The organism is Aromatoleum sp., assembly GCF_036675785.1.
Taxonomy (GTDB): domain Bacteria; phylum Pseudomonadota; class Gammaproteobacteria; order Burkholderiales; family Rhodocyclaceae; genus Aromatoleum.
In genome coordinates, this window is the sequence record NZ_JAKFEF010000010.1 from 83657 (window position 1) to 100273 (window position 16617).

The 16617-nt window shown below is 69.6% G+C and carries 14 protein-coding genes and 1 pseudogene; 9 read left to right on the forward strand and 6 right to left on the reverse strand.

Annotated elements, in window-relative coordinates:
* Positions 1-34 precede the first annotated feature (34 nt).
* Together V6M37_RS01990 and V6M37_RS01995 are read left to right on the forward strand one after the other, a co-directional pair.
* Positions 35-688 carry a glutathione S-transferase family protein gene (locus V6M37_RS01990; protein ID WP_332670607.1) on the forward strand — a complete coding sequence of 218 codons (654 nt, stop codon included), beginning with the start codon at positions 35-37 and terminating at the stop codon, positions 686-688.
* Positions 688-1890: pseudogene (locus tag V6M37_RS01995) on the forward strand (multifunctional CCA addition/repair protein); the annotation flags it as partial. The gene V6M37_RS01990 and the pseudogene V6M37_RS01995, both read left to right, overlap by 1 nt.
* Before the next feature lie 36 nt (positions 1891-1926).
* On the opposite strand, the gene V6M37_RS02000 reads toward V6M37_RS01995, so the two are convergent.
* Positions 1927-2148, reverse strand: coding sequence for a DUF2905 domain-containing protein (locus tag V6M37_RS02000; protein WP_332670690.1), 222 nt, complete (start codon positions 2146-2148; stop codon positions 1927-1929).
* Positions 2149-2294: 146 nt separating this feature from the next.
* Between V6M37_RS02000 and V6M37_RS02005 the strand changes: the two genes are divergently transcribed.
* Together V6M37_RS02005 and V6M37_RS02010 are read left to right on the forward strand one after the other, a co-directional pair.
* Positions 2295-3101, forward strand: a complete 807-nt coding sequence (locus tag V6M37_RS02005; RefSeq protein ID WP_332670608.1) for an alpha/beta hydrolase — start codon at positions 2295-2297, stop codon at positions 3099-3101.
* Positions 3102-3293: 192 nt separating this feature from the next.
* Positions 3294-3500: a hypothetical protein gene (locus tag V6M37_RS02010; RefSeq protein ID WP_332670611.1), complete on the forward strand. Its 207-nt coding sequence runs from the start codon at positions 3294-3296 to the stop codon at positions 3498-3500.
* A gap of 58 nt (positions 3501-3558) precedes the next feature.
* Here V6M37_RS02010 and V6M37_RS02015 read toward each other — a convergent pair whose 3' ends face one another.
* Positions 3559-4719, reverse strand: a complete 1161-nt coding sequence (locus V6M37_RS02015; RefSeq protein WP_332670613.1) for a class I SAM-dependent methyltransferase — start codon at positions 4717-4719, stop codon at positions 3559-3561.
* Positions 4720-4851: 132 nt separating this feature from the next.
* Here V6M37_RS02015 and V6M37_RS02020 point away from each other — a divergent pair, with 132 nt between their 5' ends.
* The 5 genes from V6M37_RS02020 to V6M37_RS02040 all read left to right on the forward strand — a co-directional run bounded on the left by V6M37_RS02020 (position 4852) and on the right by V6M37_RS02040 (position 12199).
* Entirely contained in the window at positions 4852-5601 is a 750-nt protein-coding gene (locus V6M37_RS02020; RefSeq protein ID WP_332670615.1) for a pteridine reductase, read from the forward strand.
* Positions 5602-5671: 70 nt separating this feature from the next.
* On the forward strand, positions 5672-6604 hold the full coding sequence (gene ttcA / locus V6M37_RS02025; RefSeq protein ID WP_332670617.1) for a tRNA 2-thiocytidine(32) synthetase TtcA: 933 nt from the start codon (positions 5672-5674) through the stop codon (positions 6602-6604).
* Between the two features lie 111 nt (positions 6605-6715).
* Positions 6716-7573, forward strand: a complete 858-nt coding sequence (locus V6M37_RS02030; RefSeq protein WP_332670619.1) for an FHA domain-containing protein — start codon at positions 6716-6718, stop codon at positions 7571-7573.
* A 127-nt stretch (positions 7574-7700) separates the two neighbouring features.
* Positions 7701-8120: a YqaA family protein gene (locus tag V6M37_RS02035; RefSeq protein ID WP_332670622.1), complete on the forward strand. Its 420-nt coding sequence runs from the start codon at positions 7701-7703 to the stop codon at positions 8118-8120.
* 179 nt (positions 8121-8299) lie between these two features.
* Positions 8300-12199: an FAD/FMN-binding oxidoreductase gene (locus tag V6M37_RS02040; protein ID WP_332670624.1), complete on the forward strand. Its 3900-nt coding sequence runs from the start codon at positions 8300-8302 to the stop codon at positions 12197-12199.
* A gap of 212 nt (positions 12200-12411) precedes the next feature.
* Here the strand turns inward: V6M37_RS02040 and V6M37_RS02045 are convergent, their stop codons facing one another.
* The 4 genes from V6M37_RS02045 to pyrE form a co-directional block, all read right to left on the reverse strand.
* The gene (locus V6M37_RS02045) at positions 12412-13194 is read right to left on the reverse strand and encodes an NAD-dependent deacylase (protein ID WP_332670627.1); all 783 of its coding nucleotides are present in this window, start codon (positions 13192-13194) and stop codon (positions 12412-12414) included.
* Positions 13187-15268 carry a molybdopterin-containing oxidoreductase family protein gene (locus tag V6M37_RS02050; RefSeq protein ID WP_332670629.1) on the reverse strand — a complete coding sequence of 694 codons (2082 nt, stop codon included), beginning with the start codon at positions 15266-15268 and terminating at the stop codon, positions 13187-13189. Before V6M37_RS02050 ends, V6M37_RS02045 begins: the two co-directional genes overlap by 8 nt.
* A gap of 94 nt (positions 15269-15362) precedes the next feature.
* A complete protein-coding gene (locus V6M37_RS02055) occupies positions 15363-15986 on the reverse strand; it encodes a hypothetical protein (RefSeq protein ID WP_332670632.1) in 624 nt (207 codons plus the stop codon).
* A complete protein-coding gene (gene pyrE / locus V6M37_RS02060) occupies positions 15964-16611 on the reverse strand; it encodes an orotate phosphoribosyltransferase (RefSeq protein WP_332670634.1) in 648 nt (215 codons plus the stop codon). The genes V6M37_RS02055 and pyrE overlap by 23 nt, the downstream gene beginning before the upstream one ends.
* Between the last annotated feature and the right edge of the window lie 6 nt (positions 16612-16617).

Genomic DNA, 16617 nt, shown 5'->3' on the forward strand with positions numbered 1-16617 from the left:
CGGCAGCGCTTCCCGCCCACCTGGAGAACACGCCTTGAAACTGATCATTGGCAACAAGAACTACTCCTCCTGGTCGCTGCGCGCCTGGCTGGCGGCGCGCGCGAGCGGTCTCGTGTTCGAAGAGATCCGCATCCCGCTGTTTCTCCCGGACAGCCGCGAGCGCATCCTCTCGCACTCCCCGTCCGGCAAGGTGCCGTGCCTGATCGACCACGGCCTGTCGGTGTGGGACTCGCTCGCGATCTGCGAATACCTCGCCGAAAAGGCCCCGCTGTGGCCGACCGATCCGGCGGCGCGCGCGATCGCGCGTTCGGTCAGCGCCGAAATGCATTCCGGCTTCATGGAACTGCGCCGGCAGATGACGATGAACATCCGCAAGGACTACACCGGCCACGGGCGCACGCCGGCAGTCGACGCCGACATCGTCCGCATCGAGGCGATCTGGATCGACTGCCGCACGCGCTTCGGCGCGAAGGCGGTCGCGCCCGGCCCCTTCCTCTTCGGCGCATTCTCCGCGGCGGATGCGATGTACGCGCCGCTCTGCTTCCGCTTCCGGACCTACGGCGTGACACCGGCCGGTGCCGCGGGCGACTATCTCGCGACGATGCTCGCGCATCCGTGGATGCAGGAATGGGATGCGGCGGCACGCGCCGAGACCGAGTCGATCCCGGCCGAGGACCTGTACGGCTGATGCGGCGTTACGTCGTCGGCGGCGCGGTCCGCGATGAACTTCTCGGCCTGCCGGTCAAGGATCACGACTGGGTCGTCGTCGGCGCAACCCCGGACGAGATGATCGCGCGCGGCTTCCGCCCGGTCGGCAAGGATTTTCCGGTGTTCCTGCACCCGCGGACGAACGAGGAACACGCGCTCGCGCGCACCGAGCGCAAGTCCGGCCGCGGCTACACCGGCTTCACGGTCCACGCATCGCCCGACGTCACGCTCGAGGAAGACCTGCTGCGGCGCGACCTCACGATCAACGCGATCGCGCGCGACGAGGACGGCACGCTGATCGACCCTTACGGCGGCCGCGCGGATCTCGAACGCCGCGTCTTCCGCCACGTCAGCCCGGCGTTCGCCGAGGATCCGGTGCGCGTGCTGCGCGTCGCGCGCTTTTCGGCCCGCTTCGACGGCTTCACCGTCGCACCTGAAACGCTCGCGCTGATGCGCGCAATGGTCGATGACGGCGAGATCGACCACCTCGTCGCCGAGCGCGTGTGGCAGGAACTCGCGCGCGGCCTGATGGAGGCGACGCCGTCGCGGATGTTCGCGGTGCTGCGCGACTGCGGCGCCCTCGCCCGGCTGCTGCCCGAGGTCGACCGGCTGTTCGGCGTCCCGCAGCCGGCGCAGCATCACCCCGAGGTCGACAGCGGCGCCCACGTGATGGCGGTCGTCGACCATGCGGCGGCGACCGTTCAGCCCCTCGCGGTGCGCTGGGCCTGCCTGCTGCACGACCTCGGCAAGGGCGACACGCCGGCGCACGTGCTGCCGCACCACTACGGCCACGAAGCGAAAAGCGCGGAGCGTGCGCGCGAAGTCTCGGAGCGACTGAAAGCGCCGGTCGATTGCCGCGATCTGGCGGTCCTGCTCGCGCGCGAGCACGGCATCCTGCACCGGGCGGCGCAGCTGCGCGCGGCGACGATCGTGAAGGTCCTGGAACGGACCGACGCGCTGCGCCGGCCGGAACGCTTCGCACAGCTGCTCGACGCCGCGACCTGCGATTTCCACGGGCGCCCCGGCAAGGACGCGCGCGAGTACGTCCAGGCCTCGATCTGGCAGGAAGCGCTCGGCGCGGTCCGTACGATCGACGCCGGCGCGATCGCGCATGGCTGCTTGGACAAGGCGGAAATCCCGCAGCGGATCCACGAAGCCCGGGTCGCGGCGGTGAAAGCGCTGGCCGGCCGATCCGGCCCCGCCCTGACCGCGCCCGGTTCAGAAGATGCGCAGGGCCGCCCACGCAACCAGCGTGAAGAGGATCGTCGTCGTGAACGGAAAGTGGAACACGCGCCCGCGCACCGTGAAGCGAACGTCGCCGGGCAGACGGCCCAGGCGCAGCCGGCGCGCGAGCCCGGGGCTCATCAGGCCGGAGACGACGACGATCACTGCAACGACGACCAGCCACTTGAACACATCGATCTCCCGAAGAACGGGCATTAGACCCGCCGACGGCTGCCCCCGCAACACGGCCGACGCCTCACCCGACCGAGGACGCAGATGAACATTTTTCCCGACCGGTTCCTGCCCGCCCGCGGCAACGCGCCCCCCTTCCGCGACATTGCTTCCGGCACGGAGGGGCTGCGATGAACGTCCGTCATTTTGGCGAACTGGAAGTCATTGCACGCAGCCCCGCGAGCGGCCCGAGGCATCCGGCGCCGCTGGTGTTCATTCACGGCGCCTATACCGCGGCCTGGTGCTGGGACGAGCATTTCCTGCCGTACTTCGCCGACGCCGGCTACGACTGCTACGCGCTGTCGCTGTCGGGCCACGGCCGCAGCCGCAACCGCGCGCACCTGGACTCCTACTCGATCGACGACTACGTCAAGGACGTCGCCGAAGTCGTCGACGCGCTGCCGGCGCGCCCAGTGCTGATCGGGCATTCGATGGGCGGGATGGTCGTGCAGAAGTACCTCGAGCGCGCGGACGCCGAAGCCGCGGTGCTGCTGTGCTCGGTGCCGCCGCAAGGGTTGATGGGCTCGGCGCTGGGCCTGATGATCACGAAGCCGAACCTGCTCAGCGACCTCGACCGGATGCTGAATGGGGGCCGCCCGCATCCCTCGAGCCTGCGCGAGGCGCTGTTCCATCAGCCGATCGACGACGCGAGGCTCGCGCGCTATTTCCAGTTGTGCCAGCCCGAATCGCACCGAGCGATCTGGGACATGACGCTCTTCAACCTGCCGCAGCCCGGGCGCATGTATCGCCCGCCGATGCTGATCCTCGGCGCGCAGCACGATCACCTGATTCCGCCGGCGCAGGTCGCGATGACCGGCGCCGCGTATGGCCTGCCCTACGAAGTGCTGCCCGAGCTCGGCCACGGCCTCATGCTCGAACGCGGGTGGCGCCCGGTCGCCGAACGCATCGCCGCGTGGCTTGCGATACAGCTCGCCTGACTTTGCACTAGAAACCGAAATGATTCCGTTCCATGATGGGAGCGTGGCGCCGTTTTTCGGTCCACGGGTCCGCCGAACAAGCAGCCGCGGCGGAACTCCAAGCGACCGGAACCTGCCGTCGGCCATCGAGGAGGAAAGGCTGACGCCGGAACCGGTCATCCCTGAACACGAGAGAACTCCGCAGAGGCCATCATGACAACGATCATGGACATGAATAGCGGCAAAGAACTCGTCGAACCGGAGGAGTACGACGACGAAGTGCTCAATGCGAGCTGGCTGCCCCCGCAGCCGGAACCCGCGTTGCGGGCCGCGGAAATCGACCATGGGCGCCAGGAAAAGCCGCTCCCGCCGCTCGACGCCGAGAGCTTCCTGAAAGCGGTCTACCGCTACCAGGAATGAACGGCCGCGGGACGTCCGAAGCGCGGACCGGCGGCTGCGGTCCGCGCTGGACGTCCGGTTACAGCGTGTGCAGGCGGTCGCATCGCGAGAAGCCGAGCAGGGGTTCGCGCAGGTTCTTGCCCAGCGCCAGCACTTTGAACAGCTCGCCCATCTCCTGCGGCGTGGTGAGCCGCTGCACCGCGCGCGCGGCGCGGATGTAATCGGCGCTCTCCTGCGGTCCGCGGCGCGCGAGTGCGTCGAGGATGCCGCAATTGAACAGGAAGGCGGCCTGGTTCGCGTAGCCGAGCACATCGAGCCCGGCGTCGAAGGCCGCTTCGGCGACCGACGTGAAATCGACGAACGCGGTGATGTCGTTCAACCCCGGCCACAGGAACGGATCGCCGTGCGCCTGGTGCCGGTAGTAGCACAGCAGCGTGCCGTTCGAGCGCGACGGCAGGTAGTACTCGGCGCGCGGATAGCCGTAATCGACGAGCAGCAGCGCGCCGCGTTCGAGGCGCTGCGCCCACTCGGCAACCCACGCGCGGGCGGCGAGGTTCAGCTCGCTGACGTATTCGCCGCTTTCCGGCCGCGGCAGGTCGAGCGCGTGGGCCGCAGCGGCGATCACCCCGTCGGCCGGCGAATCCGCCCAGCGCAACGTGCCCGCGTCATCGACGGCGACGCCGCGCTCGAACAATCCTTCCGGCCGCGACACGACGAGGTGCGCCGGCATCACGTCGAGGACCTCGTTCGCGACGAGCGCGCCCGAGAAGCGCTCCGGCAACGCGTCGAGCCAGCGCACGCGGCTTGCGAGATGCGGCACCTTTTCCGCGAGGGTGTCGAACTGCCGCTCGCGCAGTTCGCCCGACAGCTCGAGGATCGCGTAGCTGTCCGGGACACAGTGCCGCCGCTCGAGTTCGAGCAGGAGATCGGCCGCGAGCAGGCCGGTGCCGGCGCCCGCCTCGATCACTGCCGGCACCGACGCGCGCATCACCTGCTCGACCTGCGCCGCGAGCGCCTGGCCGAACAGCGGCGTGAGTTCGGGCGCGGTGATGAAGTCGCCGCCGGGGCCGAACTTTCTTGCACCGCCGCTGTAATACCCGAGCCCGGGCGAGTACAGCGCGAGCTCCATGTAGCGCGAAAACGGAATCCAGCCGCCCGCGTGCGCGATCGCGGCGCGGATCGCGCGAACGAGGCGGCCGCTCTGTTCGAGCGCATCGGGTGAAGGTTCAGGCAGCGACATCGGCGGCATCCGGCGACAAAGCGCGTATTCTACCTGCGCCCCTCCCAACGGTTCGCAGCGCCCCGCTCCGCCCGCCTTGCGGTGTTTTTCGCGCGTCGCTGCGCAGGAGACCACACAAGGACATCCCGAACGATGAGCGAACACTCGCTGCCTCCCGTCATCCTGATCACCGGCGCCGCCCGGCGCGTCGGCGCCGAGATCGCGCGCGTGCTGCATCGGGCCGGCGCGACCGTCGTGCTGCACTACCGCCGCTCGGCCGCGGAAGCAGAGGCCCTCGCCGGCACGCTCGATGCGCTGCGGCCCGGCTCGGCGACGACTGTCGGCGGAGATCTCAAGGACGACGGCGTGCCGGAAGCGATCGTCGCGGCAGTGCTCGAACGCCATGGCCGCCTCGGCGCCGTCGTCAACAACGCGTCGAGCTTCTTCGCGACGCCGGTCGGCAGCATCGATGCGGCGGCATGGAGCGACCTCGTCGGCTCGAACCTGAAAGGTCCGCTGTTCCTGTCGCAGGCCGCTGCGCCGAGCCTGCGCGAATGCCGCGGCGCGATCGTCAACATCATCGACATCCACGCCGAGCGGCCGCTGCGCCACTATCCGCTGTACTGCGCGGCGAAGGCCGGACTGCTCGGGCTCACGCGCGCGCTGGCGCTCGAGCTCGCGCCGGAAGTGCGGGTGAACGGCGTCTCGCCGGGCGCGATCGAGTGGCCCGCGGATGGTCAGTTCGCGCCGCACGAGCGCGACGAGATCGTCGCCCACACACTGCTCGGGCGCGTCGGCTCGCCCGCGGACATCGCGCGCACGGTCCGCTTCCTGCTTTTCGACGCCCCGTACGTGACCGGCCAGATCATCGCCGTCGACGGCGGACGCAGCGCGCATCTGTGAGCGTCGCAAACCCGGCGCATTCGCACTTAAAGGTATAATTCGCCTCGATTTTTCCAGCAGGATGCTTCCCGTGACTACCCTTTCCGCCGCTGCGGCGAGCCCCGCCGTCGCCGACGCGGCCGACAACCGCTTTTCCAACACCTTCCTGCGCCTTAAGAAGAAGCTCGAACGCGGCGTCGGCAAGGCGATTGCCGACTTCAACATGATCGGCGACGGCGACACCGTGATGGTCTGCGTGTCCGGCGGCAAGGACTCGCACACGCTGCTCTCGTGCTTGCTCGCGCTGCGCGAGCGCGCGCCGGTCGACTTCCGCATCGTCGCGATGAACCTCGACCAGAAGCAGCCGGGCTTCCCGGCCGACGTGCTGCCAGCGTACTTCGAGTCGATCGGCGTCGAGTACCGCATCGTCACCGAGGACACCTATTCGATCGTCAAGGACAAGATCCCCGAGGGCAAGACGACCTGTTCGCTGTGCTCGCGGCTGCGGCGCGGCATCATCTACCGCGTCGCGAAGGAGATCGGCGCGACGCGCATCGCGCTCGGCCACCACCGCGACGACATGATCGAGACGCTGTTCCTGAATCTGTTCTTCGGCGGCAAGATCAAGGCGATGCCGCCGAAGCTCGTCAGCGACAACGGCGAGCACGTCGTGATCCGGCCGCTCGCGTATTGCACCGAGGCCGAGATCACGCGCTTCGCACGCGCGATGGACTTCCCGATCATCCCGTGCAACCTCTGCGGCTCGCTCGAGAACGCACAGCGCAAGCAGATCAAGGCGATGCTGCAGACCTGGGCGCGCGAGCACCCGGGGCGCATCGAATCGATCGCGACCGCGCTCGGCCAGATCGTGCCGTCGCATCTCGCCGACACGTCGCTGTTCGACTTCCGGGGCCTGACGCGCGACACCGAAGTCGCCGAAGGCGACATCGCGTTCGACCGGCCCGAACTGCCGTCCGGCCTCGGCGCGATCCGCATCGCCGGCGGCTCGACGTGCGAAGACTAGACGGCGGCCCGCGGCGGCCGGGCCGCCCGGCGAACCCCGCTGCGATGCCGGCCTTCGCCGCGGCAGCGGTGCTGCGCCCGGGCACGCTGCGTCGTCGCGGCTGACCGGGAGATGAGCGCGCCCGCCGAAACCTGCGCTCTCGTCGCCGACGTCTCCGGCCGGGACATCCTCGTCGACGCGCTCGGCGTCGACGAGGCGAAGCACGCGATCGATCGGTGCCTGCATCGCGTCGAACGGGCGGTCGCGGCGAACGGCGGCAGCGTGATCCGCCGCGGCGACGGCCGCCTGTCGGCGACCTTCCCGCGCTGCGACCCGGCGGTGCTCGCGAGCGTCGACATGCTCGCCCGCGTCGAGGACCTGCCGCCCCAGCGCGGCCTGCGACTGACGATCCGCGTCGGAATCCATTACGGGCGGGACGCGGCGGCCGGTCCCGTCGACGCCGCCGCGACCCGCATCGCGACGGCTGCGCGGCCCGGCCAGTTGCTCGCGAGCGGCCCCGCGGTGTTGCAGCTGTCCGCCGCAGCGCGGCGCTTCGCCGGCGCCTCGGCGATCCGCGAGCAGGCGTTCGACGGGATCGAATGGCCCGTGTTTCCGCTCCAGCGCGAACCCGCTGCCCTGGCGCCCGCGCCGGACGTCGCCCGCGCGCCGCTGCGCCTGCGCCTGCGCCATCTACACGAGGTGTTGTACGTCGAGGAAAGCCGGCCCGTCGTGCTCCTCGGGCGGGAACTCGGCAACGACGTCGTCATCGTCGACGCGCGCGCGTCGCGCCACCATGCGCGCATCGAGCGGCGTCCGCAGGGCTTCGTGCTGATCGACCGGAGCACGAACGGCACCTACGTGGCCGACGCGGGCGGCGGCGAACACTGCGTCAAGCGCGCGGAGTGGCCGCTGGGCGGCGCCGGCCGTCTCGGCTGCGGCTTTCCTGCAAACGAAATCGAACGCGATCTCGTGTTTTTCGAGCTCCTCTAGCGGTGGCGATGTCCATCCCGGTGTCGCCCGCGCACCGCAAGCGGCGGCCGTCCGTCCTCCGGCCACTCCCCTCGCTCGCGCCACGTCCGCCCGGCGTTCGCGGCGCGCGCTCGACGCTGTCCGCGCGATGAGTTTCCTGTCGCTGCTCGATCCCGGCCCGGACGCCGGACTCGGGGCCTTGTTCGCGTCGAGCTTTCTCGCCGCGACGCTGCTGCCGGGCGGATCGGAGATCGTGCTGGCCGGCGTGCTCGCGCTGCGCCCCGAAGAGCTCGCCGCCGCGCTGACCCTCGCGACGCTCGGCAACACGCTCGGCGGCATGACGACCTGGGCACTCGCACGGCGGCTGCCGCAGAAGGCCGACACGACCCGGCTCGCGTGGGTGCGGCATCACGGCGCGCCGGTGCTGCTGCTGTCGTGGGCGCCGGTCGTCGGCGACGCGCTGTGCGCGGCTGCGGGGTGGCTGCGCCTGCCGTGGCTCCCGTGCGTGCTGTGGATGGCGGCCGGCAAATTCGCGCGCTACGCCCTCGTCGCCGCCGCCGTCCTTTGAAGGGCGCTCTAGTCGTCCCGGCCGGCGAGCGCGCCGCGTTACGGCCGCCCTGCCGGACGATGGCATAACCCGCTTGCAAATCAAGCCCCTACACTCTCGAAGGGCTTAATTCGGCCGCGTTTTGCAGCGCGGTAAGTTACAATTTACGGCTTCCCCGCCGTCCGGTACCGGAACCTCTCATGACCCAACGCCTGCGCGAGATTCCCTACAACTACACGTCGTTCTCGGATCGCGAGATCGTCATCCGCCTGCTCGGCGACGAGGCCTGGCAGGCGCTCGACACGCTGCGCGGCGAACGGGTCACCGGGCGCTCGGCGCGGATGCTGTACGAAGTGCTCGGCGACATCTGGGTCGTGCAGCGCAATCCGTACCTGCAGGACGACCTGCTCGACAATCCCGAGCGCCGCAGCGCGCTGATCGACGCGCTGCATCACCGCCTGCGCGAAGTCGAGAAGCGGCGCGAGGAAAGCGCGACGCAGGATCCCGAGCGCAACGAGAAGGTCGCCCGGCTCATCGAGGCCGCGCACGCCGCGATCGACCGCTTCGCGCAGCTCTTCAACGACACCGGCGCGCTGCGCAAGCAGGTGCTGCGCACGCTCGCGCGCCACACGCGGCGCGACAACATCTGCTTCGACGGCCACGCGCGCGTTTCGCACGTCACCGACGCGACCGACTGGCGCGTCGAATACCCCTTCGTCGTCCTCTACCCGGACACCGAGGAGGAGATCGCGCCGCTCGTGAAGCACTGCATCGAGCTCGGCCTGACGATCATTCCGCGCGGCGGCGGCACCGGTTACACCGGCGGCGCGATCCCGCTCGACGCGCGCTCGGTCGTCATCAACACCGAAAAGCTGATCGACCTCGGCCCGGTCGAGGAGCTGACGCTGCCCGGCCTCACCGGGGCGGTCGGCACGCCGTACGCGACGATCCGCACCGGCGCCGGCGTCGTCACCGAGCGCGTCGCTGAAGCCGCCGCCGCGGCCGGGCGCGTGTTCGCGGTCGACCCGACGTCGGCGTCGGCGTCGTGCATCGGCGGCAACATCGCGATGAACGCCGGCGGCAAGAAGGCGGTGCTGTGGGGCACGGCGCTCGACAACCTCGCGTGGTGGAAGATGGTCACGCCGGACGGCGACTGGCTCGAAGTCGAGCGCCTCGACCACAACTTCGGCAAGATCCACGAGCAGGAAGTCGTGCATTTCCGGCTGCGCCGCTTCGAGCCGAAGCACTACCGGCTGATCGCCGAGGAAACGCTGAGCCTTCCCGGCGCGTCCTGTCGCAAGGCCGGACTCGGCAAGGACGTCACCGACAAGTTCCTCGGCGGCGTGCCGGGCGTGCAGAAGGAAGGCACCGACGGCCTGATCGTCGCGGCGCGCTGGGTGCTGCACAGGATGCCGCCGGTCACGCGCACCGTGTGCCTCGAATTCTTCGGCCAGGTGCGCGAAGCGGTGCCGGCAATCGTCGAGATCACCGACTGGTTCAAGCCCGGCTCGGAAGGCGAGCGCCTCGGCGTGCAGCTCGCCGGCCTCGAACATCTCGACGAGCGCTATGTGAACGCGGTCGGCTACACGACGAAGGCGAAGCGCCACGGCCGGCCGAAGATGGTGCTGATCGGCGACATCGTCGGCTTTGATGAGGCGGCGGTGATGACCGCAGCGTCGGAGGTCGTGCGCCTGTGCAACGTACGCGGCGCCGAAGGCTTCATCGCAGTGAGCCCGGAGCAGCGCAAGCGCTTCTGGCTCGACCGTTCGCGCACCGCGGCAATCTCGCGCCACACGAACGCGTTCAAGGTGAACGAGGACGTCGTGATCCCGCTGCCGCGCATGGGCGACTACTGCGACGGCATCGAGCGGATCAATATCGAACTGTCGACGCAGAACAAGCTCGCGCTGTGCGACGCGCTGACCGAGTTCCTGCAGGGCGAGCTGCCGCTCGACCTGGGCGACGCGAACCTCGCCGCCGACGAGCTGATCGGCGACCGGCGCCAGGCGGCGCTCGACTACGTCGCGACCGTGCGGCGCCGCTGGCAGTGGCTGCTCGACAATCTCGACCTGCCGCTCGGCGCGGCCGAGGCGCAGTTCGCAGACTACGGCATCCAGGCCGGGGAGCTGACGAACCGCGCGGCCGACCCGACGCTCTTTCACCGGCTGCAGGACTACTCGGTGCGGACGTCGTGGAAGACCGAGCTGAAGCCCCGCCTCGACAAGATCTTCGACGGCGTCGTATTCCGTCCGGTGCTCGCGCGCATCGAAGAAGTGCACAAGGAAGTGCTGCGCGGCCGCGTCTTCGTTGCGCTGCACATGCACGCCGGCGACGGCAACGTGCACACCAACATCCCGGTCAACTCCGACCACTACGAGATGCTGCAGACCGCGAACCGCGCGGTCGACCGCATCATGGCACTCGCGCGCGCGCTCGACGGCGTGATCTCCGGCGAGCACGGCATTGGCATCACGAAGCTCGACTACCTGACCGACGACGAGATGGCGGCGTTCTGGGCGTACAAGCGCAAGGTCGACCCGGAAGGCCGCTTCAACCGCGGCAAGCTGATGCGCGACGGCACGACCAAGGGCAGCCTCGACAACGCCTACACGCCGAGCTTCAACCTGATGGGCCACGAGTCGCTGATCATGGAGCAGACCGAGATCGGCGACATCGCGCACGACATCAAGGACTGCCTGCGCTGCGGCAAGTGCAAGCCGGTGTGCTCGACGCACGTGCCGCGCGCGAACCTGCTGTACAGCCCGCGCAACAAGATCCTCAGCACGTCGCTGCTCGTCGAGGCGCTGCTGTACGAGGAGCAGACGCGGCGCGGCGTGTCGCTCGCGCACTGGGCCGAGTTCGAGGACGTCGCCGATCACTGCACCGTCTGCCACAAGTGCGAAAAGCCGTGCCCGGTCGACATCGACTTCGGCGACGTGTCGATCAAGATGCGCAACTTCCTCAGGAAGCAGGGCAAGAAGTCGTTCAACCCGGGCAAGGCCGCGGCGATGGCCTTCCTGACCGCGAAGGACCCGGCGACGATCAAGCTGATCCGCACCGGGATGATCGGCTGGGGCTACAAGGCGCAGCGCTTCGCGCACCAGACCGCGAAATCGCTCGGCCTCGTGCAGGCGCAGGTCAAGGCGCCGCCGGCGACGCTCGGCAAGGCGCCGCTGCGCGCGCAGGTGCTCCACTTCATCAACAAGCCGATGCCCGGCAACCTTCCCAAGCGCACGAGCCGCGCGCTGCTCGACATCGAGGACAACGCGGTGATCCCGGTGATCCGCAACCCGCAGCTCAGGCGCGACGACTCGGAGGCGGTGTTCTACTTCCCCGGCTGCGGCTCGGAACGGCTCTTCAGCCAGGTCGGCCTCGCGACGCAGGCGATGCTGTACCAGGTCGGCGCGACGACCGTGCTGCCGCCCGGGTATCTGTGCTGCGGCTATCCGCAGACCTCGGCCGGCGAGGACGACAAGGGCCAGAAGATCACGACCGACAACCGCGTGCTGTTCCACCGCGTCGCGAACACGCTCAACTACCTCGACATCAAGACGGTGATCGTGTCCTGCGGCACCTGCATGGACCAGCTGCAGAAGTACCAGTTCGAGCAGATCTTCCCCGGTTGCCGGCTGCTCGATATCCACGAGTACCTGATGGAAAAGGGCGTCGCGCTCGACGGCGTGACCGGCACGAAGTACCTGTACCACGAGCCGTGCCACACGCCGATGAAGACGCATCCGGGCATCAAGGTCGCGAACGAACTGATGGGCACGCGCGTCGACCTCAGCGACCGCTGCTGCGGCGAGTCGGGCACGCTCGCGGTCGGCCGACCGGACATCTCGACGCAGGTACGCTTCCGCAAGCAACAGGAGATCGAGAAAGGCGCCGCGGCGCTGCGAAACGGCTCCGGCGATGCGGTGAAGATCTTGACCTCGTGCCCGTCGTGCCTGCAGGGGCTGTCGCGCTATGCGAACGACGCGGGCGGCGTCGACGCCGACTACATCGTGGTCGAGATCGCGAAGCACGTGCTCGGCGACAACTGGATGCCGGACTACGTGCAGCGCGCGAACAGCGGCGGCATCGAGCGGGTACTGCTGTAGGCGCCGGGGCGGGGCTCGGCTCCGCGTCGGGCTTCGCTGCGCTCACCCCGACCTACGCGTGGCTGCCGGATCGCTTGCGAATTCCGCGTCGCACGCTTCGCTGCGCCACTCCAACCGGCGAGTCATTGCCGGATCGCTGCGAACCGTAGGTCGGCGTGAGCCGAAGGCGAAGGCCGACGCGATCGCGCCCCACGGCACCGGCGCTCGGACGTTCAGCCCTCGACCGGCGGTTCGGGGTGCAGCCGCCGCCAGATTTCCGGCAGCGCCTCGGCGGCGCGGCGCCGCAGGCGGTGGGTCACGAGCCGGCTGACTTCGGTCTCGCCCGGATTGATCTCGACGGTGGGCACGCCGGCCTGTTGCGCCCACCATACCGGGCCGGAGATGTAGGGGAAAGCGCTCGTCGTGCCGATCGAGACGACGAGATCGACGCCGCCGTCGAGCAGCGCCTCGAGCTGGTTCAGCCCGGTCTCGGGGAGCATTTCGCCGAACAGCACGACGTCGGGCCGCAGCATGCCCCCGCATTGCGGGCACTCGGGCGGCAGGCGCAGCCCGGCGAAATCCGGCACCTTGCGCGAGTGCGCGCATTCGGTGCAGCGCAGGCGGTGGACGGTGCCGTGGATCTCGATCAGGTTGCGCGAACCCGCGTCGCGGTGCAGCCCGTCGACGTTCTGCGTCAGCACCCAGACGCCGGGCCGTTCCTGCTCGAGCGCGGCGATGATGCGATGGGCGATGTTCGGCTCCGCGCCGCGGCAGTTCGCTTCGATCTCGGCGATGTATTTCCACGCGACGTCCGGCCGGGCCGCCATCATTTCCCCCGACAGCGCCTCCTCGATCGTCAGCCCGTCGTCGGTCAGCCGCTCGTGATAGAGCCCCCCGATGCCGCGGTAGGTCGGCAGCCCCGAGTCGGCGGAAATGCCGGCGCCGGTGATGAACAGGATGCGGGCGGCCTCGTCGACGAGCCGCGCGACTTCGTCGAAAGTCTGGATTTCATTCATCTCGTGTTTCCTTCGCGACTTCGACGAGACAGTCGTAGAACGTCGGCCCGCCGCCGAGGTCGGTCAGCGCCGGCGAGGTCACCGCGTTCGCGTTCTCGCCGTCGCCGGAGAGTTTTCGCCACCACACTGACGGGGCGACGACGAGGCCGCGACGGACACGGTCGGTCACCACCGCGCGGGAGTGGAAAGCACCGCGGTCGTTGAAGATGCGCAGCCGTGCGCCGTCGGCGATGCCACGCGCGGCAGCGTCGTCCGGGTGGATCTCGAGCTTCGGTCCGCCTTCCTGTTCGACGAAGCGCGGCAGGCTCGAGAAACTCGTGTTGAGGAAATTGCGCGCCGGCGGCGAGATCATCGCGAGCGGGAAACGCGCCGCGAGCGACGGGTTGCTGACCGGCGACTCGTGCGGCGGGACCCATGCGGGAAGCGGGTCCAGCCCCTGCCGGGCGAGCCAGTCGGAGCGGAATTCGCACTTGCCCGACGGCGTCGGGAACCCGCCGCGCGCGAACGGCGCGAACGGCCGCGGCAGGTTGAGGCGCGCCCAGCCGCGCGCCGCGAGCGCGGGCTCCAGGCCGAGCACGCGCCCGTCGCGCCGCTTGAACGCGGCGGCGGCGATCTCGTCGTCGGACTCGAACAGTTCCGGATCGGTGAAGCCGAGCCGCGCCGCGAGCAGGCGGAAGACCTCGGTGTTCGGCTTCGCCTCGCCGAGCGGCGCGATCGCCGGCCGGTTCGCGACCGCGTAGAAATGGCCGTAGGATTTGTGCAGGTCGCGGTGCTCGAGCTGGCTCGTCGCCGGCAGCAGGATGTCGGCGTAGTCCGCGGTGTCAGTTTGGAACAGCTCGTGCACGACGCAGAACAGGTCTTCGCGCGCGAAGCCTTCGCGCACGCGCCGGTTGTCGGGCGCGACCGCGACCGGGTTCGAGTTGTAGACGTAGATCGCGCGGACCGGCGGGTCGTCCGCGGCCAGCAGCGCGTCGCCGATCTCGACCATGTTGATCGTGCGCGGCGGGCGCGCGTCGCGCGGATAGAGGTCGGGCCGCTCGAGCGAGTGCTGGTCGACGGGGAAATTGCCGGACGTCGACAGCACCGCGCCGCCCGCGGGATGGCGCCAGGCGCCTGTCAGCGCCGGCAGACAGGCGACGTTGCGCACCGCCATGCCCCCGCCGCCGCTGCGGTTCAGCCCGTAATTGAGCCGGATCGCCGCCGGCTTCGCGCTGCCGTAGTCGCGCGCGAGGCGGCGGATCGCCTCGGCCGGGAGGCCGGTCAGGGGCGCGGCCCACTCGGGCGTGCACTCGCGGACCCGCGCGGCGAGATCGCCGAAGCCGAGCGTGTGGGCGGCGATGTAGTCGTGATCGACGAGGTCTTCCGCGATCAGCACCTGCATCATCGCGAGCGCGAGCGCGCCGTCGGTGCCCGGCCACGGCGCGAGGTGGAGGTCGCACTTCGCGGCGGTCTCGCTGCGCCGCGGGTCGATGCACACGAGCTTCGCGCCGCGCCGCTTCGCTTCCTGGATGTAGCGCCAGCCATGCAGGTTCGACACGATCGGGTTCGCGCCCCAGATCAGGATCAGCTTCGCGTCGACGATCGCTTCCGGGTCCGTGCCGATCGACGCGCCGACGGTCGCTTTCCAGCCGGCCGTGCCGGCCGCGGAACAGATCGTGCGGTCGAGCAGCGATGCGCCGAGGCGATGGAAGAAGCGCAGATCGAGGCTGCTGCCCTGCACGAAGCCGAGCGTGCCGCCGTAGCTGTACGGCAGGATGGCGCGGGGATCATCCGCGGCGATCGCGCCGAACTTCGCGGCGATCGTGTCGAGCGCCTCGTCCCAGCCGATCCGCTCGAAACGGCCCTCGCCCTTGCGCCCGACCCGCTTCATCGGGTGGAGCAGCCGCTGGTCCGAATACACGCGCTCGAGGTAATGGGCGACCTTCGTGCACAGCGTGCCGTTCGTGAACGGCAGGTCGTCGGCCCCGCGGATCTTCACTGCGCGGCCGTTTTCGACCGTCGTTTCGATCGCGCAGGTATCGGGACAGTCGTGCGGACAGGCTCCCCGGATCACTTCTTTCACGGATTCGCTCATTTGTCTTCCCGGCAAGGTTGTTCGTCGCCCCGGCGGCGGCCGCGCCCTCTTTCAGCGCCGACCGGAGATCATCGACCGAACGCGCACCCCGACTTCAGCGCCGCCCTTCGCCGTTCGCGAGCAGTTCGGCGTAGCGCCGGCGGTCTGCGGCGAAGCGCGCGCGGATCGCTTCGATCTCCCGCTGCTTCACATCGACGACCGTGCGCAGCGACGCGAGTTCGGCATCGAGGGCCTGCAGCGTCGCCGACGGACGCGCCGCCTCCGGATCTCCGCCGGTCTCGGCGAGGCGCCGGCGTTCGGCGGCGAGTTCGGCTTCGCGCACGCGGATCGGTTCGATGTCCCGCTCGACCTCGGCGACCGCGCGCGCCTCGCGGTTGTCGATGTCCGTGAGGCTCGTGTACGTCTGCAGCAAGGCCTGGTCGACGCGCCGCTGCTTCAACCGCCGCGCCTCCTCGTCCTTGCGCCGCTGCGCTTCCGCGTCGCGCTTCGCGGCCTCTTCAGGGGTCAGCGGCGCGGCGACGTGGCGTCGCACATGGCCTTGCGAACTGATCTCGCGATACGCGCGACCGTAGCACGCGGGCGGCAGCGTGTCGGCGCAGATCGGCCGGCGGTTCGCGTCCTCGCAGCAATAGATCGTGCCGCTGGCCGGCGCCGGCATCGCGACCGGCAGCGTGGCGAGGGCGACGAGGAAGAGCTCAGCGCGCCGCGGCAACGCCATAGGTGTCCCGGTACGCCTCGACGGCGTCGAGGTTCGCCGCGAGCTGCGGGCTGTCGGCGAGATAGCCGATCAGGTCCGCCAGCGTCGCGACCGCGATCACCGGAATGCCGAACATGTCGCCGACTTCCTCGACCGCCGATTGGGTGCCGGTGCCGCGCTCCATGCGGTCGAGCGCGATGACGACGCCGGCCGGGGTCGCGCCGGCCGCGCGGATCATCGCGACCGACTCGCGCACCGACGTGCCCGCCGAGATCACGTCGTCGAGGATCAGCACGCGCCCTTCGAGCGGCGCGCCGACGAGCGTGCCGCCTTCGCCGTGGTCCTTCGCCTCCTTGCGGTTGAACGCGAACGGCAGGTTCACGCCCTGTTCGGCGAGGCGGATCGCGACGCCGGCGACGAGCGGGATGCCCTTGTACGCCGGGCCGAACAGCATGTCGCACGGCACGCCCGCCGCCACGATCGCCCGCGCGTAAAAGCCGCACAGCTCGCGGAACGACGCGCCGTCGTCGAACAGCCCGGCATTGAAGAAATACGGCGACGTGCGGCCGGCCTTGGTGACGAAGGAGCCGAAGCGCAGCACTCCCCTGTTGCAGGCCAATGCGATGAAATCCCGGCTAAAATCCACGGCTTA

What these genes read in the sequence shown, in the direction of transcription:
- V6M37_RS02000 (WP_332670690.1), bottom strand. Translation starts at nt 2,148, where the DNA reads ATGCCCGTTCTTCGGGAGATCGATGTGTTCAAGTGGCTGGTCGTCGTT.
- V6M37_RS02005 (WP_332670608.1), top strand. Translation starts at nt 2,295, where the DNA reads ATGAACGTCCGTCATTTTGGCGAACTGGAAGTCATTGCACGCAGCCCC.
- V6M37_RS02010 (WP_332670611.1), top strand. Translation starts at nt 3,294, where the DNA reads ATGACAACGATCATGGACATGAATAGCGGCAAAGAACTCGTCGAACCG.
- V6M37_RS02015 (WP_332670613.1), bottom strand. Translation starts at nt 4,719, where the DNA reads ATGTCGCTGCCTGAACCTTCACCCGATGCGCTCGAACAGAGCGGCCGC.
- V6M37_RS02020 (WP_332670615.1), top strand. Translation starts at nt 4,852, where the DNA reads ATGAGCGAACACTCGCTGCCTCCCGTCATCCTGATCACCGGCGCCGCC.
- V6M37_RS02030 (WP_332670619.1), top strand. Translation starts at nt 6,716, where the DNA reads ATGAGCGCGCCCGCCGAAACCTGCGCTCTCGTCGCCGACGTCTCCGGC.
- V6M37_RS02035 (WP_332670622.1), top strand. Translation starts at nt 7,701, where the DNA reads ATGAGTTTCCTGTCGCTGCTCGATCCCGGCCCGGACGCCGGACTCGGG.
- V6M37_RS02040 (WP_332670624.1), top strand. Translation starts at nt 8,300, where the DNA reads ATGACCCAACGCCTGCGCGAGATTCCCTACAACTACACGTCGTTCTCG.
- V6M37_RS02045 (WP_332670627.1), bottom strand. Translation starts at nt 13,194, where the DNA reads ATGAATGAAATCCAGACTTTCGACGAAGTCGCGCGGCTCGTCGACGAG.
- V6M37_RS02050 (WP_332670629.1), bottom strand. Translation starts at nt 15,268, where the DNA reads ATGAGCGAATCCGTGAAAGAAGTGATCCGGGGAGCCTGTCCGCACGAC.
- V6M37_RS02055 (WP_332670632.1), bottom strand. Translation starts at nt 15,986, where the DNA reads ATGGCGTTGCCGCGGCGCGCTGAGCTCTTCCTCGTCGCCCTCGCCACG.